The organism is Acetobacter sp. KSO5 (assembly GCF_044094635.1).
In the GTDB taxonomy this organism is placed as follows: Bacteria; Pseudomonadota; Alphaproteobacteria; order Acetobacterales; family Acetobacteraceae; genus Acetobacter; species Acetobacter cerevisiae.
In genome coordinates, this window is record NZ_CP172014.1 from 2,072,169 (window position 1) to 2,096,391 (window position 24,223).

Below are 24,223 nucleotides of genomic sequence, written 5' to 3' on the forward strand. Positions count from 1 at the left end.
ACACCGACGGACATGATGCGGGCTGTCTAAGACGGTTAAACAAAAAACGCGGCCTATGCCGGAATGTCCCCGACACACGATTATGTTATCAATTTTCTCCACAGGACATGCGTTACCACCCCATGGATGCCACGGTTTCGCCATATGGCGAAAAACCAGAAGAGCATTCTGAGTCAGGATGGACCGCTGCCGATGAGCTTTCCGCTTCGCCAAGGATTACGTGAAGGCAACCCCGTCGAGAGAGGTGCCTCGTATGATGGATCAGGTGTCAATTTTGCAGTTTTTTCCGCGAACGCAACAGCAGTCGACATCTGTCTCTTTGACGCAGACGGTAAAACTGAAACAGACCGCATTCGTCTTCCTGAATACACGGATCAGGTTTTTCATGGCTGGATCCCCGATCTGCATCCGGGTCAGCTTTATGGCTTGCGTGTCCATGGCCCCTATGAGCCTGATGCCGGACATCGCTTTAATCCGAACAAACTCCTGCTGGACCCTTATGCCAGAGGGCATTTTGGCAGCCTGCAATGGAACCCTGCCCTGTTTGGTTATCAACTGGGTCATCCCGATCTTGATCTGAGTTTCGATGACCGGGACAGCGCGCCATTTATCCCAAAATGTATTATTTCCGCTCCGTCACGACGGAGAAATAAACCTCTGAAAACACGTTGGTCTGATAGCATTATTTATGAGACCCATGTCAAAGGCTTTACACAAACTAACCCTCTGGTCCCTAAACGTCTGCGAGGCACCTATGCCGGTCTCTGCCATCGCTCCGTGCTCGATTACCTTAAATCTCTGGGAATAACCTCCATTGAACTTCTCCCCATCCAAAGCTTTGTCAATGACCAGTATCTTATAGAAAAAGGCCTCACAAATTACTGGGGTTACAATACGATCGGTTTTTTCTCCCCTGATACACGCTACGCGGCTAACCATGCGGACCCGGCGACTGAGTTCAGACATATGGTGGCCGGTTGCCATGCTGCGGGCCTCGAAGTGATTATGGATGTTGTCTATAATCACACAGCCGAAGGGAATGAGCTTGGGCCGACCTTGTCCTTTAAAGGGTTAGACAATGCGTCTTACTACCGTCTGGTTCCTGATAATTTACGCTATTATATCAATGATACCGGCACGGGGAACACATTCAACCTGAGTAATTTGCGGGCTATACAGTTTGTAGCCGACAGCCTGCGTTACTGGGCAGAGGATATGGGCGTAGATGGTTTCCGCTTTGACCTGGGCACCATTTTGGCACGCGAAAAAGAAGGGTTTGATCCCGAAGCTGGTTTTTTACGCGTCTGCCGACAGGACCCAACTCTGGCGCACCTGAAGCTAATTGCAGAACCGTGGGATATCGGGCCCGGGGGCTATCAGGTCGGTAAATTCCCGCCAAGCTGGGCAGAATGGAATGACAAATTTCGTGACACAGCCAGAGATTTCTGGCGCAACGAGGCGCGCGCTTCCGCTTTAGCTACGCGTCTTCTTGGCAGCCCGGACCTGTTTAACCATAGCGGTCGTCAGGCGTGGTCCAGTGTCAATTTCATTGCTGCGCATGACGGGTTTACACTTAAAGATTGCGTCTCCTATGAGACCAAACATAATCAGGCAAACGGCGAAAATGGCGAAGACGGCTCCAATGACAACCGCTCTTGTAACTACGGAGCCGAAGGTCCCACTAATGATGACGCCATTAATGCATTGCGCTGGCGACAGTGCCGCAACATGCTGGCCACCCTTCTGCTCTCCCAAGGCACCCCCATGCTTCTGGCGGGGGACGAGTTTGGCCGCACGCAAAATGGAAATAACAATGCCTACTGCCAGGACAATACGATTTCATGGCTGAACTGGGCTATTGAAAAAGAAGGAAAAAATCTACAATCTTTTACACAGCGCATCATCAGTCTCAGAAAACGCTTCCCCATTTTAAGACGCAGCCGCTTTCTCACAGAAGCCTACAACAAGGATCTCGATGTTAAAGAACTGACATGGGTCAGCGCTAGTGGTCAGGAAATGAGGCAAGAAGAGTGGGATCATGCGCAATGTTTTGGCCTGATGCTGGATGGTCGCGCCCAGCCGAGCGGTATCATGCAACGCGGTGCAGATGCCACACTCCTCCTCATTCTCAATAGCTGGAATGACGTTGTGGAATTCACCCTTCCAGAAGCAGAAGGCGGCGCATGGAAAATGCTTCTCGACACTAATCGCCCGAATGACGGAGCCGAGATAGAGAAAAATATTTTCCAGCAGAAAACACTGTTTACCGTAACGGGACATTCTCTTTTAGTTTTTGAGCTGCTCGGAACTTAGAGGGGGAGTTTTTCTTGGAAATATACAATTTTTATTCCAGAGGCTTAGTTGGACGCATTCCGGCGCATACCCTGCTATCAGATTTACCCTCTGGCAGGATGACAACGCCCTGCGTCCATCAAAGTCAGGAAACTTTTCTGGGGATTGATCTTTTATAAGGTAATAGCCAGCAAGCAGGAGTATCGGCCATGCCTCGCGGTGACAAATCAGCCTACACGGATAAGCAGAAAAGACAGGCAGAGCATATCGAAGAAAGTTATGAACAGCGTGGCGTCAGCGAAAAAGAAGCTGAGCGTCGGGCATGGGCCACCGTTAATAAAGAAACAGGGGGGGGGTAAGAAAAGCGGTTCAGGGAGAGGCCATGACGTGACGCATGAACCGTCCCGCAAAGGCGGAAAGAAAGGTGGCCAGGCATCGGCTCACCGGCCCGCAGACGCACGTTCTGCCACAGCACAAAAAGGCGCTGAAACCAGAAAAAGAAAGTGACGATCCCGCCCTTAAGTTACTATTAAAAAAATCTACCTCATAAGGGCTTTTTATTTTTGTAGCCTGGTTAGCGATATAGTCTTCGCGGATATTTCGTGAAGGGCTCTCAGATGCCTTTAAAAGAACCACCTCAGCCATTTCTGTGCTTAGGAAGTGAATACCGCAGAGAACAATATCGCCACTACTCGTCTCATAGGCCTTGTCTCACTAGACTGTCGCTACCGTGCCCATCTTAAAAACACGGCTTTAGAGAGCGTGCTGGTTCACGCTTTTCCCGGCAATACGTGTCAGTTTCTGATCGGCAGATTTTTCTTCTTCCAGCGTCTGCTGCAGAAGAGCCGCACAATCCGCACGACCGAGCTGTGTTGCATAGGCAATAAGACTGCCATAACGGGTTATTTCATAATGCTCGACTGCCTGTGCGGCAGAAAGCATGGCAGCATCACGAACTTCGGGATCGTCACAATCACTGATGATATCCTTTGCCTCAGCAAGAATTCCATCCATCGCCTGACAGGTTACACCCTTAACAGGCTGCCCGTGGAGTTCAAACACCTGCTCCAGCCTACGCACCTGCCCTTCTGTCTCCGTCAGGTGATGCTGGAACGCAGCCTTCAGTTCCGGGTCCGAAGCCTCTTCGGCCATAACGGGCAAGTTCTTAATGATCTGGTTCTCAGCATAATAAATGTCCTGAAGAGTATGCACGAACAAATCATCAAGGGTGTTTATTGGTTTCGAAAAGAATCCCATTTTTCAGTCCCTTTCCAAAAGAATATCTGCTCTTGGCGGATATCTAACATGTGGCAAACTGGTCGAAATGTTGAGGTCCCGGGAGCGCCAGCAGTGTTGCCGGCGCCCCCGACACTCAACGTGATGTCAGGATTTTTTATGACTCTGCTGACCAGCTTTGACATGCTGCTCATGCGTGCCACCACGGGTGCCAGAGCTATGTTCGCCCGCGCCCTTTTCAGTCTGGGAACCAGTGGTATTTTTGTGGCTTTGTTCGCCAGCCTTCACATGCTGCTCATGCGTGCCACCCCGGGCACCAGAGCTATGGTCACCCGTGCTCTTTTCAGTCTGGGTGCCACTGGTATTTTTATGACTTTGCTCACCAGCTTTAACGTGCTGGTCATGGTTACCGCCTTGGTTAGCCATTTTACCATTCCTTTTTCTGAGAAGAGACGGTCCTTTTTATCTGGCCGTCTTATGGCAAACCCCGTCCAGCAGTCAAAGTTGCCATCCAAAGAAATAATTACAAATATTTTATAAATAAATATAATACAATCGAAATAAAAATACATTTTTTTATTTTAATTTCATAATAGTTAGAAAACATATTTATGAAATAACACTGAAATTTCTCTTTACCCCCTAGCAGCCTGTCGGGTTGGGCATTTTGCGGCTGATAACGCCGAGGCTGACCCGGCTTATGCTGCGTGAAGCCGTGCCATTCTTTTGCAGTTGTATGCGAGAGCGACGAGTGTCCATTCGGTCGTGACTTTTGCAAGGCTGCGCAGACTGAATCTTCTGAACCCCATGATGCTTTTGATAATTCCAAAGACCGGTTCAACGGTCTGTTTTCGTAGTCTGTAAACATCTCCGGCTTCTGTGGTTTCCAGCCTGTCCTTCATGGCAAGCCGCCAGGGTTCGGTTATCCGGCGTGGCTCCGTGTTTTCAGGAGGTGGCCGGAAATCATATGGCCTGCGGGCGCGAGGCCGTCCGATGGCGACCAGCGGATCGATGCCTTTTTTCCGCAGGTCCCGGACCGCCTGCCCGTTGGCGTAACCGGTGTCGGCGAGCACTGTCTTTGGGAGACCGATCGTGCTTTCCATCGACAGCACGGTGCTGGCAAAGGACGGCGCGTCCGCTGATGTGGCGACAACGTCGGTTGTCACGATCAACTGACTGCCTTCGGCGCAGACCACGGCCTGGGCATTGTAAGCCTGCCGGAACTCGTGAGCGTCCGAACGCCGCATGAGGCGGCTGTCGGGATCGGTCAGACTGATCTGCCGGTCGGGTGGTGGTTCATCATCGGGCGGTTTGGGCGCCCGGCCGCGACGCCCTGTTTTTGCGTCATACACCGCCTTCTTTTTCTCGTATGCCGATCGCGCCGCCTCGGCCTGCGCCTTCGCATCTGCTTCCAGCCGGGCGCAGGCTTCGTCCAGCTTCGCTTTCAGTGTTTCCCGTCGGGCAAGCGCTTCCGGCAATGCCTGCGGATCGCTGTCTGTGGCATCTGCGTGCTCCGCCTGGTCCATCAGTTTCGCGATATCCACCGCCAGCTGTTCGCGCAGCGCCCTGATCCGGTCGTAGCGCAGGGAACGGTATTTCGAAGCGTCGGCATCAATTTTCGTGCCGTCGATCGATACTACACCCAGACGCAGCAGACCCGTCTCGCGCGCCAGAAGCAGGACCTGCGCAAATGCAGCTTCAATGGCTGTCCGGTTCGTCCGGCGGAAGGTCGCAATCGTATCATGATCCGGATGCAGGTTCGCCGCCACGAAGCGTACCCCGATGTCGCGATATGTCGCCCGCTCGATCCGGCGTGAGGAAAACAACCCGTTCGCATAGCTGAAGATCAGAAGGGCCAACATCAGACGCGGATGGTACTGTGCCTTGCCACCCGTGCGCACTGGCACGCAGAACGCACTCATCGGAACCCGCTCAACGGCTGCGACAATGAAATGCGCCATATCGTCAGCAGGAAGCCACGACTTCAGATCAGGAGGCAGAAGATACGGCTGAGACCGGTCAAACGGGATGAAGCTGCTCATCTCACCACCTTACAACCTCACCCCTTCACAGGGTACCCCAACCCGACAGGCTGCTAGTCCAGCGCAGATGCCTTCCTTGTTAGCAGCTGAATAAACAACCATGACAGCATGTAAGCACTACCGCAGACAGCAAACAGAACATAATACCCTGTGTTAATGCTATTTATAGACCTGTAGTAATCCAGAATGATACCAATAAAGACGGGGAAAAACATTCCTCCTATGGAGCCTGCCATGCCTCCAATACCCTGCACCGAGGCTATCATGCTTTTGGAAAAATAGTCTGCGGGCATGGAATAGATATTAGCTGACCAGCCCTGATGCGCAGCAGCTGCCACACTCAATAGCGCAATCATCCCCCACATGGAGCCAACCTGCGCAGAAAAACACAGTGGGATCACCAGCAGCGCCATCATCAACATGGTAAAGCGCCGCGCGGTTGCAACTTTCCAGCCCCGACCGATCAGAAAAGAGGAAATCCAGCCACCACCAACACTTCCGACAGATGTCGAGCAATAAACAGCCATCAGCGGAAATCCAAGATGCTGAAGATCAAGGTGGTATCGATCCGAAAAATAGGATGGCAACCAGAAGAGAATGAAAAACCAGATTGGATCCGTCATGAATTTGCCAAGCGCAAAAGCCCATGTCTCTTTCATTTTCAACAGATCTAACCAGCGCCCTTTAAATTCCGGCACTTCAGCAATACCTGAATCCTGAGCAATATAGTCTCGCTCTTCAGGTGACAGACGAGTAGTCTCCTCAGGCAGACGGTAAATACGCAGCCATATGATCAACCAGACAAAACCAGAAAGACCCGTAATAATAAAAGCAGCCTGCCATCCATATTTAACAGCAAGCCATGGCACTGTAGCCGGTGCCATGATGGCACCAATACTTGTTCCTGCCGTGACAATCCCAACAGCCAGAGAGCGCTCCGTAGAAGGAAACCACTCTGAAACAGCCTTCAAAGCTGATGGAAAATTACCCGACTCTCCAAAACCGAGCAGACCACGAACTGCCGCAAAGGTTGCTGTTCCTCCCACAAAGGCATGACTGATTGATGCAATACTCCAGATAAACATACAGACTGCATAGCCCAGACGCGTGCCAATTCTGTCTATCAATTTCCCAAAGGAAACAAAGCCCAAAGCGTAGCAAGCCTGAAAAACAATAACCAGATAGCTGTAGTCTTTTTCAGTCCAGTCGAATTTCTGTTCCAGAAGCGGCTTGAGTAAGCTGAGAACCTGACGGTCCACATAGTTGATTGTTGTTGCCGCAAAAAGAAGTCCGCATATTATCCAGCGATATTTACCAATCATCACGACCTCCGGTTTTTCTTTTTTGTAGGAGATGCAAAATGTCCGAGTGCAGGCACAGACTTCTCGCGCATAAGTATTAAGGCAGGCGCACCCTAGAACTGCGCGACAAACCGGAATCCAGCAAGTAACGCGTTAGGGTAAACTTTGTTTGCATCGGGATTGATAATATATTGCAGGTCCGGCAAAAGCTTGATCCCGCGCGCAATAAACGCTGTGTAAGTCAGTTCGAGAACCTGAAAATCAGACTGCGGCGCTGCAACACCATTGAGCAAAGGCAAACCCATATCTGCCTGCATTTCCTGCTGACGGGTAATTTTTCTGTTTACTGTCTGGCGCGTCCAGAAAAATGATATGGCATCGGTTATTCTGCCCGGAAACATACCCTGTGAAATAATCCCCAGCGTATACTGGCTTTGATTAGGAAGTGACGCCCCCATATTCCATCCTGCCAGACCGTAAAGAAGAATTCCCTGATTAGCAGCCGGACCGTAGCGATACACCATCTGGTCCGCACCGATATACCACGCCCCCCTTTGTCGTTCGGTTTTCCCCGGCAAATGAGACACCAGCTTTGGGCTGCCATCTGTGGATGTAAACGGGTCCGGATGGTTTGAGGTATCAATATATCCACCTATTTTATAGTGACCTCTCAATTTATTGCGTCCCAAAACAGGCTCCCATCCAAGTTCTACAGGAATAACAAAACCGTTTTGAGCAAAGGAGAAATTGAACCCTGCCCGTCCGCCTTCCGTGGGAGAGACTTCATAGAAACCCGCCTGTGCGTACAAATGGTCACCCGGATTGACGCGTGCCATAATCCCCCATTGTGAAAAAGGCCATGAACGCCATTTCGTAACATTTGAAAGCCCTGATGGGTGGGCACAGGTAATCATGTTCAGAGCATAACAGCCAAGGTAGGACGTCCCAAATTTCATGTTGGCAGGCATCCGCCCAAAATCAATGATGAGTTTTTTATCAAAAAGGGACTGCTCCATATACATATAGACAAGCTTATACAGAACATTTCCCCCCGCCCCGTAATCTTCCTGCGGCTGCGTCAGGGGGGTTACGCCCATATAATCGGTTGCAATATTACGGCCGGCGCGTTGTATGCCAAGCATATGGAAAGATGTTCCTTTCCATCCTAACATTTTCTCAAAATCCAGATCCGTTCCCATAACAACCTGATGGGTATATGTGACACCCCGTTTTCTGCCCCCGGCAACATCTCCAAGGGTTTCAGTCAGGTAGGTCAAGGTAAAAGCAAGACCATGTTGTTCCATTTTCGTACGCAGGCCACCCAGAGTGCCCAAAATACGGTCGTCTTTTGGAACAATCCGAACTTCGGGCCATGCAGACCCCAGGGGACTGGCTGCCATACCTGCCTGCTCTTTCTGCCGCGGTGATGCTGACACATTATCCCGCAAAAAAGCAGGAAGGCGGCTTTCATCCCAAAAACTTTTAGAAACGGGCTTAACCGTTACCGTCTCAGTTCTTCTGCTTGCCGTTTCATACTCTGCAGAAGGCGCCTGCGCAAACGCCCAGGATGCAAAACTTATGTGTAACACAGTCAAAAGCAGCATAAACGCTGCCTTAGATGCAAAGATGGTCTTCATAACGAACACCAATCAGGAACGCAGTTCTACTGCAGGCCGCACTGTTTTTGCGCTGGCCTGCATGTATCTCTTGGCGTTATTTCTGGAAAAAGGCAGTTGCAGCCTTTCGGTATCTACCAACCAAACGGACTTTGCGTTTAGTCGATTTCCACGATTTTCATGTCTTGTCTACTTACAGTCATCTGGCCATCTTTCTTGTTTTTGTTAACCAGTTTTGGATCTGCATAGGCTGAGTATATTTTAGAGCCTCATCCATTAAGTAACTAGGTAGAGCGTTAAGGGGTAGTCGTCAATTACCTTCCCTTTTATTTAAAATTTTTTAGATAGGCTTCTTTCTCGGCAATCAAAAACTACTGTTTGGAAAGAAACTTTCTATCTAAAGAACTGAAAAGAAAAATATTTTATCCGACTTTTCCTGTCAGTTCAGGCAGCAGTGTGAACAAATCTCCCACAAGCCCGTAATCAGCAACCTGAAAAATAGGGGCTTCTTCATCTTTATTGATTGCAACAATCACTCTGGAGTCCTTTATCCCTGCGAGATGTTGAATAGCCCCGGAAATTCCAACAGCAACATAAAGCTCCGGTGCCACAATTTTACCTGTCTGCCCCACCTGCCAATCATTGGGCGCATAACCTGCATCAACTGCGGCACGACTGGCGCCTACTGCGCCCCCCAACTTATCGGCAAGCAGTGTGATCTGATGGAAATTATCCTCAGACCCAAGGCCCCTCCCCCCAGAAATAATAATTTTGGCTGATGTCAGATCCGGTCTTTCTGAAATAATAGTTCTGTCCTCCACCCATTCAGACAACTTTGGGTCTGCTGGAACAGGAATATTTTCTATAAAGGCCGCTCCTTCCTCCCTCATGCCAGATGGAGAAAATGCTGCTGTGCGCACAGTAAAGACTTTTACAGGGTCACGAGATTTTACTGTCTGTATCGCATTGCCAGCATAAACCGGCCTCTCGAATGTCTCCACATCCAGCACATGCGTTACATCTGCCAGAACCATCACATCCAGCACCATGGCCACACGCGGCAAGACGTTGCGCGAAAAAGCCGTCGCCCCGGCGGCAATATGGTCATAGGACTTTGCAAGGCTCTGGATGAGCACAGCCAGCGGTTCTGCCTGACCGTGAGCCAGTGAGGCATCATCAGCAACCAGAACCTTCGCAACGCCTTTCAGCCGACTGGCTTCTTCGGCAGCCGTTTTGCAGTTCTGGCCGGTTATGAGCACATCAGCCTGCCCAAGCGGTGCCAGGGCTGTCAGTGCCCGGGCCAGCATATCTTTCAGAAGGTGGCCGTTGTTGACTTCAGCTAAAAGCAGAACAGACATCACAGAACTCCTGCTTCATTTTTCAGTTTGGAGATAAGTTCATCAACAGAGTGAACCTTGACACCCGCTTGCCTTTTAGGAGGCTCTGCTGTGCTCAAAACAGTCAGGCGTGCCGCAATATCCACGCCTAGCGTTGCAATGTCTACTTCCTCAATCGTCTTTTTCCTGGCTTTCATAATGGCGGGCAGCGCAACATAGCGAGGCTGGTTGAGACGCAGGTCTGTTGTTACAACCGCTGGAAGTTTGAGGCGCAGCGTTTGCAGGCCGCCATCAATTTCACGGGTTACCAGCACCGCCCCCTCTTCGACTTCAAGCGCGGAGGCATACGTGCCCTGCCCCCAACCCAGGGCAGCAGCCAGCATCTGGCCTGTAGCATTCATGTCATTATCGATCGCCTGTTTTCCGGCAATCACCAGTTGCGGCTTTTCAGCCTCAACAATTTTTTCCAGGATTTTGGCGACCGCCAGAGGTTCTATGTCCTGATGAACATCATCAGTGGCATGCACCAGGATGGCCCTGTCGGCCCCGATAGCCAAAGCCGTGCGCAAGGTGTCTTTGACCTGAGGCACCCCGATGGAAACCACCACAATTTCTGTTGCCACACCCTTTTCCTTAAGACGAACTGCTTCCTCCAATGCAATTTCATCAAAAGGATTCATGGACATTTTGACGTTACCGAGTTCCACGCCAGAGCCATCTGCCCGGACTCTTACCCGAACGTTGTAATCAACAACACGTTTTACCGGAACGAGAATTTTCATAACAATCTCCAGCACTCAGCACACGGTTCGGAAGCGTTCCACCATGACGTCCAGCACATCATTCGGATCACGCTTCCACCAGTTTTGTGCAGAAAAAATTTCAACTTCGCAGAACCCTGCATAGCCAGCTTTTTCAACTGCGCAGCGCAGGCCTTTAAGGTCTGCCACCCCATCGCCCATCATCCCGCGGTCAAGCAGAAAATCTGTCGTGTGTGCCAGCCAGTCACATAAATGGAAGCCGAAAATACGCCCGTGTGCACGATCAAGCTGCCGCGGCAGATCCGTATCCCACCAGACATGATAAACATCTATAGCCACCCCGAGATTAGGGGCCGCAATCTGATCACACAGGTCCAGCGCATCCCGCGTGGTTGTCAGGCAGGAGCGATCTCCGCCATACATCGGATGCAAGGGCTCCAGTGCAAGCCGGACACCGCACTGTGCGGCATAGTCACTGACAGAAGCTACACGCTCTGCGACATATTTCAGGCTTTCCCGAATACCTTTTGTTCCGGCCTCCACGCCCCCCACAACAATAGTCAGCACATCACCACCGAGAGCAGCGGTTTCATCAATCGCCTTAAGAAAATCATCCTGAATGTCTTTGGAGTTCTGAAGGGAGAGAGGTCCTGTTAAAAACGGTGAACGGCAAAGCCCCACAACCTTTACTCCAGCCTGTCTGGCATAATGCCCGATAGCAGTCGCGCGCCCGGCTATTTCCGTCCGCCAGAACACAATGCCGCCAATCCCCCTCTGTGCGCAGGCATCCACTGTCTGCTCAGGAGACCAGCCACCTCCGGCACCGGGCATATTATGCCCAAGGGTGGCTGTGTTTAGGGCCAGTGCAGCAGTATTCTGGCTAAAATCCCGCATAATCAGTCCACCCCATAAAGAGTCAGCAGACTACGCATACGCACTACGGCAAGGTCCGGGTCCCGGAGAAGCCCACACGCATCCGCATGACGGAAAATACCTGTGAAATACGGCAGAGCACGCATGGATTGCGCCCCGTTCAGCATAATGAAATGCTTCTGGAAGCCATTCAGCCAAGCCAGAAAGACAACGCCTGTTTTGTAGTATTGGGTCGGGGCCTGAAACATAAGCCGGGCCAGAGGCACCGTCGGGTCCAGTAGTGCATGGAAACCCGCTTTATCTCCCTCCCCCAGTCGGCTTACAGCAGACGCGGCCAAAGGCGCGATGGGGTCAAAAATACCCAGCAAGGCGTGACTGTAGCCCTGATCATCTCCGGCAATAAGCTCCGGATAATTGAAGTCATCGCCCGTATACATTTTCACGCCGGCAGGCAGACGTCGGCGCATAAGAATTTCTTTCTCCTTATCCAGAAGAGAAATTTTTATGCCATCTACTTTGCTCTTATTTTGTTCAATGACATCAAGAGCAATTTCCACAGCATCTGTAAAATCAGCAGCCCCCCAATAGCCTTTTAAAGCCGGATCGAACGCGCTCCCCAGCCAGTGCAGAACCACAGGTTCATCACAGGCGTCCAGAACCCTGGCATAGACCTTTTTATAATCCTCAGGGCTTTTTGCCACGCGAACAAGCGCCCGGCTCGCCATGAGAATGATGCGCGCCCCCACGCGCTGAATGGCTTCCACCTGCTCCAGATACGCCTGAATTACATCATCCAGAGTGCTGGCGTCTGCCGGATCCAGATGGTCTGTCCCACATCCATTGACCACACGTGCGTGGGGCAAGTCTTCCCTGGTGCGCTTGATCAGTTCCAGGGCATTGGGCCAGTCCAGCCCCATACCCCGTTGAGCGGTATCCATGGCTTCCGCAATACCTAGTCCAAGCCCTTCCAGATACCGCCTGAAAGCCAATGTGGCCTCCCAATCGATCGCCCCGCGGCCAGAGGGGGCCGATGCGCTGAATGGGTCAGCCGTGACATGGGCTGCAGAATAGACAATACGGGCTGGATCAGCAGGCAGGACACTCTGCGGAGCCGTCTTGCCACTGAGTTGATATGCTGTTTTCAGCCCTTCGCTATCAGGAAGAAATATTTTCATGGCTGATCTCAAAATCGCGGCACAAGCATTCCGGCGTCTGCCGAAATAACCTGGCCAGTTGTGTAAGGAAGGTTGCCTGCTGCAAGGGCAGCCACAATACGGCCTATCTCTGCGGGTTCTCCCACGCGAGGGAACAGCGTCAAGCCATCCGCTGCCCGTTTCCGATAGTGCTCAATGACGGGTACCGTCATCTCGGTCGCAATCAGTCCGGGCTGAACATCGTAAACCGCGATATTTTCTGCTCCCAGCCGCACCGCCAGAGTTTTGGACACCATGGCCGCTGCGGCCTTGGAGGCACAATATTCTGAGCGTGCTGTTGCCACGGCAACGGCATTGGACGAGGTAATATTAACAATAGAGCAGAACACCTCAGCCGAACGCGGTCGTGCAAGAAAATAACGTGCAAATTCTTGAGACAAAAAGAAAACGGCCTTTGCATTCACAGCAAAACAGCGGTCCCAGCTTTCCGGGGAAACATCCAGCATGTCTCCGCGATGCATCACTCCCACGCCAGCATTATTAACCAGTGTTGTAACGGGTCCGAGCGTAGCTTCAATTTTTGCAAAGATATCTCTATAGAGCTCCTGTTTCGTCACATCAAAGGGAAGTGGCATAACTGCCCCCCCCAAAGCTGAAAGATGCCTGACGGCTGCTGCCAGTTCGTCATCATCAGTCAACCCATTTACGGCAAGAGAAAATCCCTCTTTTGCCAAAGCCTCAGCCACCGCCAGCCCGATGCCTCTGGAAGCTCCGGTGACAAGCGCAACCTGTGTCATGCAGAAGCACCCTTCCGCAGCAGTTCGCGCGCGATAATCATGCGCTGAATCTGGTTTGTTCCTTCATAAATCTGGGTGATTTTTGCATCCCTATACAGGCGTTCAACTTCAAAACCACGAATGTAGCCGGAACCGCCGAACACCTGCACAGCATCGGCTGTACGGGCAACAGCAATATCCCCGGCAAAACATTTCGCCATGGAGCAGGCACGTGTGGCATCCAGCCCGCGATCAATTTTCATAGCGGCAGAGTAAACCAGAAGACGGGCGGCCTCGATGTCCTTCGCCATGTCAGCCAGCAGCCACTGCACACCCTGAAATTCAGAGATATGTTTGCCAAATTGCTTGCGCGTGCCCGCATAATCTACTGCGGCTTCAAGACCCGCTTGCGCAATCCCTACAGCCAGAGCGGCAATGCCGACGCGCCCTTTGTCCAGAACGCTCATCATCATATGAAAGCCGCGGTTCATCTCGCCCAGCAGGGCATCAGGGCCAAGACGCACATCCTGAAAATCCAGTGCGCCTACCTGACTGGCACGCTGCCCCATTTTGTGCTCCTTAGGCCCCCGTTCCACACCTTTGGCGTGCAGATCCACGATAAAAATGGACATCCCCCGATTACCGGCTTCTTTATCCGTACGGGCCAGCACAAACCCTGTGTCCGCCACGGGCGCATTATGGATCCAGATTTTGCCGCCATTCAGCACCCAGCCATCCCCATCTCTGACGGCGGTTGTGCGAATGCCAGACACATCCGTTCCAGCTTCCGGTTCGGTAATGCAATAGGCGACCTTCCGCTTCATGGACATGACATCAGGCAGCATTTTCTGCTGCTCCGGCGTTCCATGCCGGACGAGCAAAGTGGAAATAAGTTCCACTAACCCACACTGATCCGCCACACTGGCGTAACCACGGGAGAGTTCTTCCATCACCACAGCATAGGTCAGCGTATCAAAGCCAGGGCCGCCCAATTCTTCTGGTACAGCAATGCCGAACAGGCCGAGCTTGCCCATTTCATCATAAATTTCAGTCGGAAAGCGTTCTTCGCGGTCCAGAGCTTCTGCTGCCGGACGAACAACGTCATTCACAAAAGAACGTGTTGTTGAACGAACTTCTTCTTGTGTTTCGTTAAGGAACATGACTGCCTCCTTGTTTTATAACCATGCAGTTACTTGTGAGATAAACAAAACCAGCGCTTCTAAAGACGTTGGTTTTTTCTTGAATATTTATAAAATCAGAGTGACAGACCCACTGGAGAGTCTCTGAACAGAGCGGCATTCATTTCCTTAAGGTCGGGCGCAACATGCAGCGTGCCGGAAGCCTGAGAAAGAATATCTCGCTCTATATCAATTCCGGGAGCAATCTCCGTAACCGTCAGCTTTCCGTCCAGAAGCCTGATAACGCAGCGTTCGGTTACATAAGTAATGTCCTGCCCGTTCTCTGTCGCTTTACGACCGGAAAAACTAACCTGGGCAACTTCGGGAACAATTTTGGCGATCTTCCCCTCTTTATCGATGACCAGCCGGCCATCCTCTATGTGCATTTTGGCGCCTGCATTAAAATTTCCAGAAAAAATAATGCGCTTTGCCCTGCTGGTAATATCAACAAATCCTCCGGCCCCTGCTGTCCGATGGGGTGTTGCAGCCAGACGGCTGACATTCACAGAGCCATCTTCCCCTATTTCCAGAAAGGACAGTAAAGAACAGTCAAAGCCACCTGCCTGAAAATAAGAAAACTGATGCGGCGATGCGACGAAAGCTTCCGCATTGCTTGCACATCCGAATTTGAAATCAAGCAGAGGAACGCCCCCCACAGCACCCTGCTCAATCACCCAGGTGACGGCACCATGCTGCCCTTCTTCGAGTAAAATACGGGGAACATTAGCGGAAATTCCAAAACCGATATTAACGGCCCACCCTTTTTTCAGCTCCTGCGCAACACGGCGCGCCATAACCTTGGAGGGGCCAAAGGCGGGACACTCAAAACTGGAAAGAGGACGGAAAATTTCGCCGGAAATTGCAGGATCATACAGTGTTGCGGTTGTCTGCAACTGATCGGGAGCCTCGACCACAACATCCACCAGAATGCCAGGGACCTTTACATCATGCGGCTTCAGCGTCCCCTGAGCAGCAACACGACGCACCTGCGCAATAACCAGCCCACCGTTATTGTGCGCTGCCAATGCCATTTCCATGGCTCCCAGAGTCGCGCCCTCCTGCTCAAACGTCAGATTACCTTTTTCGTCGGCGGTGCTGGCGCGAATAATGGCCACATCTGGCTTCAATGCAGGAAAGTAGAGCCAGTCTTCCCCTTCAAACTGCATGACCCGAACAATGGACTGCTGCCGTGCCGTTCCATTCATGGCGCAGCCTTCGCGCCGCGGATCGGCAAAGGTGTCCATTCCGACTTTTGTCAGTACACCCGGCCTTAAGGCCGCTCCTTCCCGTAGCATGTCAAAGATGATGCCGGATGGCACATTATAGGCTGCCAGATCTTCACTCAGAATACGCTGCCAGATCAGCGGAGGCTCTGCATTGCTTGGGCCGGAGGGATAGGAGCCACCAATTATACGGCTGATCATCCCCGGTTGTGCAAGGTGGTCCACGCCCTTTGTGCCAAACATATCTCCCGCACAAATGGGATGGATGGTTGTCAGGCTGGCAGGGGCTCCCTCTGCGGCATAACGCTGCCCTAGCGCCTCCAGCACCGCATCTGGACACAGCAACCCAGAGGAGGAGTTGACCGCAATGGTAGCGCCGTTTTGTATGAGGCCTACAGCTTCCGCGGCGGTTCTGATTTTCGTCATGGAATCCGGTCCGTTTTTATTATTATCTAACCAGTTGGTTACTTAAGAAAGTGAATACGAGAATTTGTCTCCACGCAAGAGCCAGTTTCATGGTCTCGGTAACTTTCCGGGCATTAACCGGTATCAGTCTCCTGCCCGGATAAAATCAGCGGCTCTTTCGGCAATCATCACAGTTGCAGCATTGGTATTCGACCCGAGCAGAGACGGCATGGCAGAGCTATCGCAAATCCGCAGTCCGTCCACGCCATAGACCTTCAGAAACGGATCAACCACAGCGCCCTGCCCAGAGCCCATACGGCATGTGCAGGTAGGATGATAAGATGTGCGCCCATACTGCCGCGCATAAGCCTCACACTCCTGCAGAGACGGCGCTTTATCCTTGAAAAAACAAATCTCGCGGATGTGCTTTTGGAGGGAAGATTGAGAGAACATCTCGTAACTCAATTTGACCCCTTTTGCAGCCAACCGCAGGTCATCGGGATGAGACAGAAAATTTGGATCCACGAGCGGACTCACTCGTGCATCGGCAGAGTGAAGCCGCACTGTTCCGCGCGATTTTGGGCGCAAAAGATAACTGTTCAGGGTAATCCCTGACCGCCCTTTTGGAACGGTCATAACGCCGGCTTCCGCCCCTGCCCCTGCAAGAAAATGGAACTGGATATCAGGAATATCGACAGTCGGGCTTGTGCGCCAGAACGCCCCCGCTTCCACAATATTGGAGGCTGCGGCTCCAGTCCCAAACACTGCATATTGCAGGCCAGACCAAGCCATATTGTGCAGCTTGTTGTATTTATCCAGACTAATGTTCTTTTTTATTTCCGCAACAATATCAACGCCATAATGATCTTGTAAATTCTCGCCCACTCCGGGCAGATCCTGAACAACAGGAATGCCATGCTGTTGCAGATGGTCCGCTGGGCCAATACCCGAGAGCAACATGAGTTTAGGGGTTCCTATTGCCCCGGACGTGACAAGAATTTCGCGCTCAGCGGCAGCCGTGATAACTTTGCCACCGACGACATACTGCACACCTGCCGCACGCCGACCTTCAAAGAGGATGCGCAAAACAAGAGAATTTGTCACAACCGTCAGATTTTTACGGTCCAGAGCCGGTCGCAAATATCCAACGGCTGTAGAACAACGCCTCTGGTTCCGCACGGTCAGCTGATATAACCCTGCCCCTTCCTGCGTAGCGCCATTAAAATCACGATTATAAGGCAAGCCCATTTCCTGGCAGCTTTGCACAAAAGCCTGCGTGGTTACGTTGGGTGCAGTCACGTCCGAGACGCCCAGAGGCCCCGATGTGCCGTGCCAGGCCCCCGACAAAATAGTATTCCCCTCAGACTGCAGGAAATACTTCTGAACGTCCTTAAACGCCCAGCCAGTCGCCCCCTCCTGCTCCCATCTGTCAAAATCCGATGGGTGGCCACGCGTAAAAACCTCCGCGTTTATAGACGAACCGCCTCCAAGAACACGCCCCTGAACATAGGGAATTTTGCGGTTGTTCGCATGTTTCTGCGGAACGGTCTGTAATCCCCATGTCCAGGGGCCGCCCGTCATTTTCGCAAAGCCTGCCGGAATATGGATAAAGGGGTGGACATCCCGCTTCCCGGCCTCAATCAGGCAGACTTTTACCATCGGATCCTCGGAAAGGCGGCTTGCTAGAACACATCCCGCAGAGCCGCCCCCTACAACAATGTAGTCAAAGCGCGCTGTCATGATGCAATCCAGTGCGAACGTCTGTCCGTATCAATATGCACCGTTTTGAGCTGCGTATATTCTTCCACTCCGGCAAGGCCAGCTTCACGCCCCCAGCCAGACTGACGAAAACCTCCAATAGGCGTTTCCGGGCCACCCGTCATAATGGTATTGACCCAAAACCGCCCTGCTTTGACCCGCCGGGTCACAGTCAGAGCTTTGCTGATATCCTGCGTCCAGACGGAAGCGGCAAGCCCATACACGGTGTCATTCGCCAGCCGGATTGCATCTTCTACCGTTTCAAAACGGAAGGAAGACAAAACAGGACCAAAGATTTCATCACGCGCAATCGCCATGTCTGGCGTTACATGCGTAAAAAGAGTTGGCGCAATATAACGCCCTTTTGCACACGCGATTTCCATTCCGCCACATTGCAAAACAGCACCTTCCAATTTACCTTTTGCAATATAGTTAAGAATTGTCTCGTTTTGAGCATCCGTTGTAATGGCACCAACCTGCGTCTCAGGATCAAACGGATTGCCAACCCGAATTTTTGCCATTTTTTCAGCAACACGGCGCTCAAACTCATCCGCTACAGACTGTTCAACAATCAACCGGCTGGTCGAAACGCAGCACTGGCCAGTGTTAAAACTCACCCCAAAAGCGACTGCATCTGCGGCATCATCCAGGTTGCTATCTGCAAAAACAATAATCGGATTTTTGCCGCCCAGTTCCAGTCCCAGTTTTTTGAGGTTACTCTCAGCAGAAGCCTTAATGCAGGAGCGTCCAACTTTGGTTGAGCCTGTAAAAGACAGCATATCAATATCGGTATGCTCGGCCATAGCCTGCCCGATAACGCTGCCGGAGCCCGTCACAACATTATAGACACCTTTGGGCAGCCCTGCCTCGGCCAGAATGTCGGCCATAAGCAGGGTTGTGGCACTGGTCACCTCAGCAGGCTTAACCACCACAGTGCACCCGGACGCGAGAATAAACGGAAGCCTCTCGCACAAGATCATAAAAGGGAAATTCCAGGGCGTAATAAGCCCGACCACCCCGATGGGCTCCCGCAGAACCATTCCAAAAAGGGAGGAGCCCAGATTGTTAAATGTATTGCCATGCAACAAGCGGGCAGCACCGGCAGCCGTCTCAAAACAGGCAATCGCGTGGGTAATTTCTCCCTTAGCCTGAGTGAAAGGTTTTCCGTTCTCCAGCACCTCCCAGTAAGCAATGTCTTCCGCTCGTTCACGAAGGAGAGTAGCTGTGCGCAGAAGAACATCTGCACGCTCTGCCCCTGACTGTTGCGCCCACGGCCCCTCATCAAACGCTTTACGGGCCGCGGCCACGGCATCATCAAGGTCCTGTTTTGTACAGCAGGCTATACGCGTCACACTATGTTCATGAGAAGGAGAAAACCGTTCATACATCTCCCGTCCATGCCGCCATTCGCCATCTATAAAAAATCCAAAATCACGCGGCTTGGCAGGAGTAGAAAAACGATCTTTCGTCGCTGTCATCAAATTCAGCCTTCCATTCGTATCGCACTGAGTCCTTTCAAAAGGATGCTTTGCCTTAAGAAATGGTCGGCTCTGTGCGAGGGGGCATTCCGCCTCTCCGTTGTGGTCGCCTGGCTCAGAAGAGCAAAAAGCGTTCTCGACTTTAAACGAAGAAAGAACCAATTAGTTACTTAAATCTGTTGCAAAAAAGTTTGAACACCTTCACCTTCTGTTGAAGGCGTATGCCCTTTCCTTTTTGATTTAGCAGGCTGATGTCATTGACGCGCGCAATTCAAACCGCACGATCCCCTTCTACGCCACGTATTCGGGATGCTGAGGCAACAAAGCTTCGAATTCTGGAAGCCGCAAAGAAGGAATTTGCTCAGAATGGGCTGGAAGGCGCACGCGTTGATGCGATTGCACTTGAGGCTCAAGCCAACAAGCGTATGATTTACCACTATTTTGAAAGCAAAGAAAATCTCTTTAAAGTCATCATAGAACAGGCATATCTTGATATCCGTTCCGAAGAAGCGCGCCTGAAGTTAGAAACACTCCCCCCGAAAGAAGCGATTACAGAATTTGTACGCTTCACATGGGAATATTATCTTAAAAATCCGGAATTTATTACTCTGGTCAACAACGAAAACCTCAACAAAGCGCGTCACATCAAGAACTCTTCCACACTTCGTGAAGTCAGTAAAAAATTTGTTGCGCGTATTCAGGCTATTCTTGACCAGGGTGCACAAGAGGGCACATTTCGTCCAGGGCTGGATGCTGCGCAAGTCAACATTACCATTGCATCAATCGGCTATTATTACCTGACAAACAGCTATACTGGCTCAGTCATTTTCAATCGAGATTTTCTTTCAAAAAAAGCCCTGCAAGAACGACTGGCTTTTAACATAGACACAATCCTGAGGCTTCTCTGCGCTTAGGATTTGGACCACCCCTTGATCACAAAAATAAAAATGGCATAAATATATTTTTATACTAAAGGTTTTCTTCTTATTATTACGATATTTTGATTATTCATTTAAGGGAAAACACCGAATTACATTCCTTACTTGGATTAATTATTTTTAGAAACTTGATGAGTGGAGCAAGGCAGGCCTTACCAAACCTGTAATTCTCAATTCCGCTGATTACGCTCTACCCATCTTTGCATCGACTTAGGGATCATCGGCATTTTGATAAAACCTCGAACCAATACTCTCCACCAGCCAGTCCGCGAACACCCGCACACGTGGAGAAAGCTGCCGGTTGCTTGGATAAAGCACTGAGAGCGGGGTTGGCGTAGGTGGGAAATCGGGGAGGACTTCGATCAGTGTGCCCCTATCGAGGTCCTCCACAAAGCCATAACGCGGAACCTGCACGAGACCGAACCCCTGTCTGGCGGCTTCAGCGTAAGTATCCACACCTCCAACCAGCAGACGCGCCGGAAGCGAGACCTCAATTACCTCCTCTCCGCGCGTAAACTCCAATGGCAGGGACTGGCCGGTGCGTGAGGACACGAAGCCGATCATCTGATGCCCCCCAAGATCCTCAGGAGAGGCTGGCGTTCCATACCGCGCCAGATACGCTGGGCTGGCAACCGTCACCTCCTCCATAACGCCAAGTGGTCGGACAATCATATCGCTGTCCGGCAGTTTTCCGGCCCGCACAACGCAATCCACCCCCTCGCGCACCAGATCGACAAATCGCTCGCCTTCGCCAAGATGAACGGTCAGCGCTGGATGCCGGGCCAGAAAATCGGGCAGCGCGGGCAGCAGAAGCATCCGCGCCAGACGTCCGATAACATCAGCACGCAACAAACCCGCCACAACGCCACTCGCGCCACGATCCGCATCTTCAAGGTCCGCCAGGATCGCCACACAGCGGCGATAGTAAGCTGCGCCTTCCTCGGTTGGGCGCACGTGACGCGTCGAGCGGTGCAGTAGGCGCGTCCCTAGCCTTTGTTCCAATGCCTTGATCGCAGCGGTCGCAACCGGGCGGGAGACACCGCAAGCGGCTGCCGCGGCACTGAAGCTGCCGCGGTCTACAATGCGGATAAAGAGGTCGAGTGTCGCAAGTCTGTCCATAGGATTATTCCATTGCGCAAAACAATGCTGACGGAAAGAGCACTCTTATCGGAAGGATGACAGTGTGAGCAGAATTGCTCCTTCACCAGATGGAGAGTCCCATGCCTGCAACGACCCCGAATCCCATTGCCATCGTCACCGGCGGAAGCCGTGGACTGGGCCGCGCAACCGTTGAGGCTCTCGCCCGGCGCGGCGTTCCCTCAATCTTCACCTATCACACTAACAAATCTGCTGCTGATGAGGTGGTCGAGACTGTCGAACGCTACGGAGCTCGTGCGGTCGCTCTGCAACTCGACACTGGCGATACGCATGCCTTTCCAGCCTTCGCCGAGGAAATTCGGCGCGTGCTGGCCGCATGGGGTGCCGAGCGTTTCAATTATCTGGTCAACATGGCCGGCACCTCCCATGAGGGGCTATTTGGCGAAGTGACCGAAGAAGATTTCGACGCCGCTTATCGGATTCATGCCAAAGGTCCGTTTTTCCTGACGCAGACCTTGCTGCCGCTGATCGCGGATGGAGGCCGGATCGTCAATATTTCATCCGGCCTGACGCGTTTTGCCTACCCCGGACGAATTACCTACGCAGCCATGAAGGGCGCAGTAGAGGTGATGACGCATTATATGGCTAAGGAACTTGGCGCGCGCCGCATCGCCGTCAACACGGTGGCACCCGGTGCGATCCAGACGGATTTCTCCGGGGGCATAGTGCGGGACAACCCGGACGTCGCCCACCACATTGCAGAAACAACCGCGCTGGGACGCCCCGGACTACCAGACGACATCGGCCCGATGATCGCCTCGCTGCTGTCTGAGGACAATCGCTGGGTGAACGCGCAGCGGATCGAAGTCTCCGGCGGTCAGGTCATCTGAACGATGGCGATTACGGCACTCTCGCATACAGAGTGCCGCACGCCCCAGTGTTTGAGCGGGGCCATAAGAAGGACCCAATGCGACTGATACCATCAGGAGATCAGCAGGCGTTTCCGCGTAATCTTGCCTGATACGGTGGTCGGTAATTGCCTGACGAAGCGGATTTCCCTGAGGCCAATCCACCGACCAAGCACGTCATTCACCTGCCGGATAATCTCCTCGGACGAAGGCGGGCATTCCCTCCCCGCTTCAATCACCACATAGGCAACTGGTCGTTGCCCCCGCAGTTCGTCGGGGGTCGCGACCACAGCGCAGGCATGAACAGCAGGATGCGCCGCAATGATCTTTTCAATTTGCACGCCTGAAATGCGACGCCCAGCAACCTTGATGACGTCATCAGAACGCCCGAGCATATGCACAGCGTTCATCGGGTCGATCATGCCTTCATCGAAGGTACGATAATAGCTGCCTGTCTCATCAAGACAGGCCGTGGGAACATGGATCTTCCTATCCTTCCATACACCTGCCAGACAGCCCGGCGGCAACGGCAGGGACAGGACAATCTCTCCGCACCGTTCATCGGGCACGGATGGCACTATGGCCGGGCGGAACCCCGGCGCAGGTCGTCCGATGTCATTCATGAGGGAGACTGGCTCACGCTCAGGCAGGCCGAAGAAATGGGCGGTTATGCTCCACCCGGTTTCCGTCTGCCACCAGTGATTGACGACAGGTTTGCGGAAATATGATCGCGCCCAATCCAGTAAAGTTGGGTCCGCATATTCCCCGGCCACGAAGACGCCGGCGAGTGCGGGCAGGATAACCCCTGACAGGTTACGACTTTCCTGCCGCATGAGCCGCATCTGGGTTGGGGTGGTAAACAGGCATTTCACCGCGTGTTCGTGACAGAGCGCACGGATGGCGGAAGCAGATGCACCGCCTTCGACAATCACGCTGGTGCAGCCGCTGATCAGCGGCGCGTAGACCCCATAGGAATGGCCAACAACCCAGCCAAGGTCCGATGTGGTGAAGAAGGTATCACCGGGTTTGCACCCATATATCAGGTCCATAGACAGGGCGAGGGCTACGGCATGACCGCCATTGTCGCGCACAATGCCCTTCGCGCTTCCTGTCGTCCCAGATGTATGAAGAATATACAAGTGATCTTCGGAACGCAGCATGACCGGTTCTGCTGGCGCGGACTGTTCCAGCGTGCGAAAATCATGATCCCGCACTGGCAAAAGCGGGGCCGGAGAGGCTTCACGCTGCACAACCACACAGGCTTGTGGTCTGTGCGTCGCTGTGGCCAGTGCCTCGTTGAGGACGGATGCAGACGCGACCGGCTTCTGCCCCTGAAAGCTGCAACTCGCGATGATGACGACTTTCGGGGCCACATCATCAATCCGCCGCGCCAGTTCTGGCCCGGCATAACCGGCAAAAACCACGACATGCACGGCACCGATCCGCGCACAGGCCAGCATGGCGATGGCCGTCTCGACCATGGTCGGCATGGCGATCAGGACGCGGTCGCCTTTCTCCACCCCCAGCGAGCGCAGGCCACCGGCAAATCCGGCTACCCGGCCTTGCAACTCCCTATAGGTTACGACCTGATGTTCTCTGGTGGCGCAGGAATGCCAGATCAATGCTGCCTGCGCGCCACGCCCGTTTTCAACATGCCGGTCTACAGCATTGTAGCAGGTGTTGAGCGTGGCATCAGGAAACCAGTCATGCCAGCCATCCTCCCGCGTCCTGCATGCCGTCACAGGCGGCTGCTTCCATGTCACATGCTGCGCCGCAGCCAGCCAGAACGGCTCTGGCTGATTCAGCGCCGCATCGTACATCGCCTCGTATGTCGTCCATGGAAGCATGC

19 protein-coding genes and 1 pseudogene are annotated in these 24,223 nt (G+C 52.5%); 5 read left to right on the forward strand and 15 right to left on the reverse strand.

The genetic code is table 11. The annotated features are described in order from the left end of the window. Nucleotides 1–192 precede the first annotated feature (192 nt). Both glgX and ACHQGU_RS09340 read left to right on the forward strand, forming a co-directional pair. Nucleotides 193–2,313: a glycogen debranching protein GlgX gene (gene glgX / locus ACHQGU_RS09335; RefSeq protein ID WP_395496411.1), complete on the forward strand. Its 2,121-nt coding sequence runs from the start codon at nt 193–195 to the stop codon at nt 2,311–2,313. 188 nt (nt 2,314–2,501) lie between these two features. Next, a pseudogene (locus ACHQGU_RS09340) lies at nt 2,502–2,799 on the forward strand (plasmid stabilization protein). 246 nt (nt 2,800–3,045) lie between these two features. On the opposite strand, the gene ACHQGU_RS09345 reads toward ACHQGU_RS09340, so the two are convergent. Next, nucleotides 3,046–3,549, reverse strand: coding sequence for a ferritin-like domain-containing protein (locus tag ACHQGU_RS09345; protein ID WP_062248181.1), 504 nt, complete (start codon nt 3,547–3,549; stop codon nt 3,046–3,048). A gap of 138 nt (nt 3,550–3,687) precedes the next feature. On the opposite strand from ACHQGU_RS09345, the gene ACHQGU_RS09350 reads away from it, so the two are divergent. After that, a complete protein-coding gene (locus ACHQGU_RS09350) occupies nt 3,688–4,068 on the forward strand; it encodes a hypothetical protein (RefSeq protein ID WP_395494839.1) in 381 nt (126 codons plus the stop codon). Nucleotides 4,069–4,226: 158 nt separating this feature from the next. Here the strand turns inward: ACHQGU_RS09350 and ACHQGU_RS09355 are convergent, their stop codons facing one another. The 12 genes from ACHQGU_RS09355 to ACHQGU_RS09410 all read right to left on the reverse strand — a co-directional run bounded on the left by ACHQGU_RS09355 (nt 4,227) and on the right by ACHQGU_RS09410 (nt 19,430). After that, nucleotides 4,227–5,570, reverse strand: a complete 1,344-nt coding sequence (locus ACHQGU_RS09355) for an IS1182 family transposase (protein WP_395494532.1) — start codon at nt 5,568–5,570, stop codon at nt 4,227–4,229. Between the two features lie 53 nt (nt 5,571–5,623). Then, on the reverse strand, nt 5,624–6,892 hold the full coding sequence (locus ACHQGU_RS09360) for an MFS transporter (protein WP_395494841.1): 1,269 nt from the start codon (nt 6,890–6,892) through the stop codon (nt 5,624–5,626). 92 nt (nt 6,893–6,984) lie between these two features. Continuing rightward, the gene (locus ACHQGU_RS09365; protein WP_395494843.1) at nt 6,985–8,508 is read right to left on the reverse strand and encodes a carbohydrate porin; all 1,524 of its coding nucleotides are present in this window, start codon (nt 8,506–8,508) and stop codon (nt 6,985–6,987) included. 401 nt (nt 8,509–8,909) lie between these two features. Further along, nucleotides 8,910–9,845 (reverse strand): electron transfer flavoprotein subunit alpha/FixB family protein, encoded by a 936-nt coding sequence (locus tag ACHQGU_RS09370; protein WP_395494845.1) that lies wholly within the window; start codon nt 9,843–9,845, stop codon nt 8,910–8,912. After that, nucleotides 9,845–10,606 (reverse strand): electron transfer flavoprotein subunit beta/FixA family protein, encoded by a 762-nt coding sequence (locus ACHQGU_RS09375; RefSeq protein ID WP_395496412.1) that lies wholly within the window; start codon nt 10,604–10,606, stop codon nt 9,845–9,847. The genes ACHQGU_RS09370 and ACHQGU_RS09375 overlap by 1 nt, the downstream gene beginning before the upstream one ends. A 15-nt stretch (nt 10,607–10,621) precedes the next feature. Next, nucleotides 10,622–11,479: a sugar phosphate isomerase/epimerase family protein gene (locus ACHQGU_RS09380; RefSeq protein ID WP_395494847.1), complete on the reverse strand. Its 858-nt coding sequence runs from the start codon at nt 11,477–11,479 to the stop codon at nt 10,622–10,624. Between the two features lie 2 nt (nt 11,480–11,481). Continuing rightward, nucleotides 11,482–12,633 carry a dihydrodipicolinate synthase family protein gene (locus tag ACHQGU_RS09385; RefSeq protein WP_395494849.1) on the reverse strand — a complete coding sequence of 384 codons (1,152 nt, stop codon included), beginning with the start codon at nt 12,631–12,633 and terminating at the stop codon, nt 11,482–11,484. An 8-nt stretch (nt 12,634–12,641) separates the two neighbouring features. Then, the gene (locus ACHQGU_RS09390) at nt 12,642–13,409 is read right to left on the reverse strand and encodes a 3-ketoacyl-ACP reductase (protein ID WP_395494851.1); all 768 of its coding nucleotides are present in this window, start codon (nt 13,407–13,409) and stop codon (nt 12,642–12,644) included. Continuing rightward, nucleotides 13,406–14,548 (reverse strand): acyl-CoA dehydrogenase family protein, encoded by a 1,143-nt coding sequence (locus tag ACHQGU_RS09395; protein ID WP_253551108.1) that lies wholly within the window; start codon nt 14,546–14,548, stop codon nt 13,406–13,408. Before ACHQGU_RS09395 ends, ACHQGU_RS09390 begins: the two co-directional genes overlap by 4 nt. 95 nt (nt 14,549–14,643) lie before the next feature. Next, nucleotides 14,644–16,215 (reverse strand): acyl CoA:acetate/3-ketoacid CoA transferase, encoded by a 1,572-nt coding sequence (locus tag ACHQGU_RS09400; RefSeq protein ID WP_395494853.1) that lies wholly within the window; start codon nt 16,213–16,215, stop codon nt 14,644–14,646. Nucleotides 16,216–16,338: 123 nt separating this feature from the next. Then, a complete protein-coding gene (locus ACHQGU_RS09405; RefSeq protein WP_395494855.1) occupies nt 16,339–17,934 on the reverse strand; it encodes a GMC family oxidoreductase in 1,596 nt (531 codons plus the stop codon). Continuing rightward, the gene (locus ACHQGU_RS09410) at nt 17,931–19,430 is read right to left on the reverse strand and encodes an aldehyde dehydrogenase family protein (protein WP_395494856.1); all 1,500 of its coding nucleotides are present in this window, start codon (nt 19,428–19,430) and stop codon (nt 17,931–17,933) included. Before ACHQGU_RS09410 ends, ACHQGU_RS09405 begins: the two co-directional genes overlap by 4 nt. Before the next feature lie 251 nt (nt 19,431–19,681). Here ACHQGU_RS09410 and ACHQGU_RS09415 point away from each other — a divergent pair, with 251 nt between their 5' ends. Next, a complete protein-coding gene (locus ACHQGU_RS09415) occupies nt 19,682–20,344 on the forward strand; it encodes a TetR/AcrR family transcriptional regulator (protein ID WP_395494857.1) in 663 nt (220 codons plus the stop codon). Nucleotides 20,345–20,578: 234 nt separating this feature from the next. On the opposite strand, the gene ACHQGU_RS09420 is transcribed toward ACHQGU_RS09415, so the two are convergent. Continuing rightward, entirely contained in the window at nt 20,579–21,487 is a 909-nt protein-coding gene (locus tag ACHQGU_RS09420) for a LysR family transcriptional regulator (RefSeq protein ID WP_395494858.1), read from the reverse strand. Nucleotides 21,488–21,588: 101 nt separating this feature from the next. Here ACHQGU_RS09420 and ACHQGU_RS09425 point away from each other — a divergent pair, with 101 nt between their 5' ends. Next, nucleotides 21,589–22,356, forward strand: coding sequence for an SDR family NAD(P)-dependent oxidoreductase (locus ACHQGU_RS09425; RefSeq protein ID WP_395494859.1), 768 nt, complete (start codon nt 21,589–21,591; stop codon nt 22,354–22,356). A gap of 92 nt (nt 22,357–22,448) precedes the next feature. Here ACHQGU_RS09425 and ACHQGU_RS09430 read toward each other — a convergent pair whose 3' ends face one another. Continuing rightward, nucleotides 22,449–24,221, reverse strand: a complete 1,773-nt coding sequence (locus ACHQGU_RS09430; protein WP_395494860.1) for an AMP-binding protein — start codon at nt 24,219–24,221, stop codon at nt 22,449–22,451. Nucleotides 24,222–24,223: the final 2 nt, after the last annotated feature.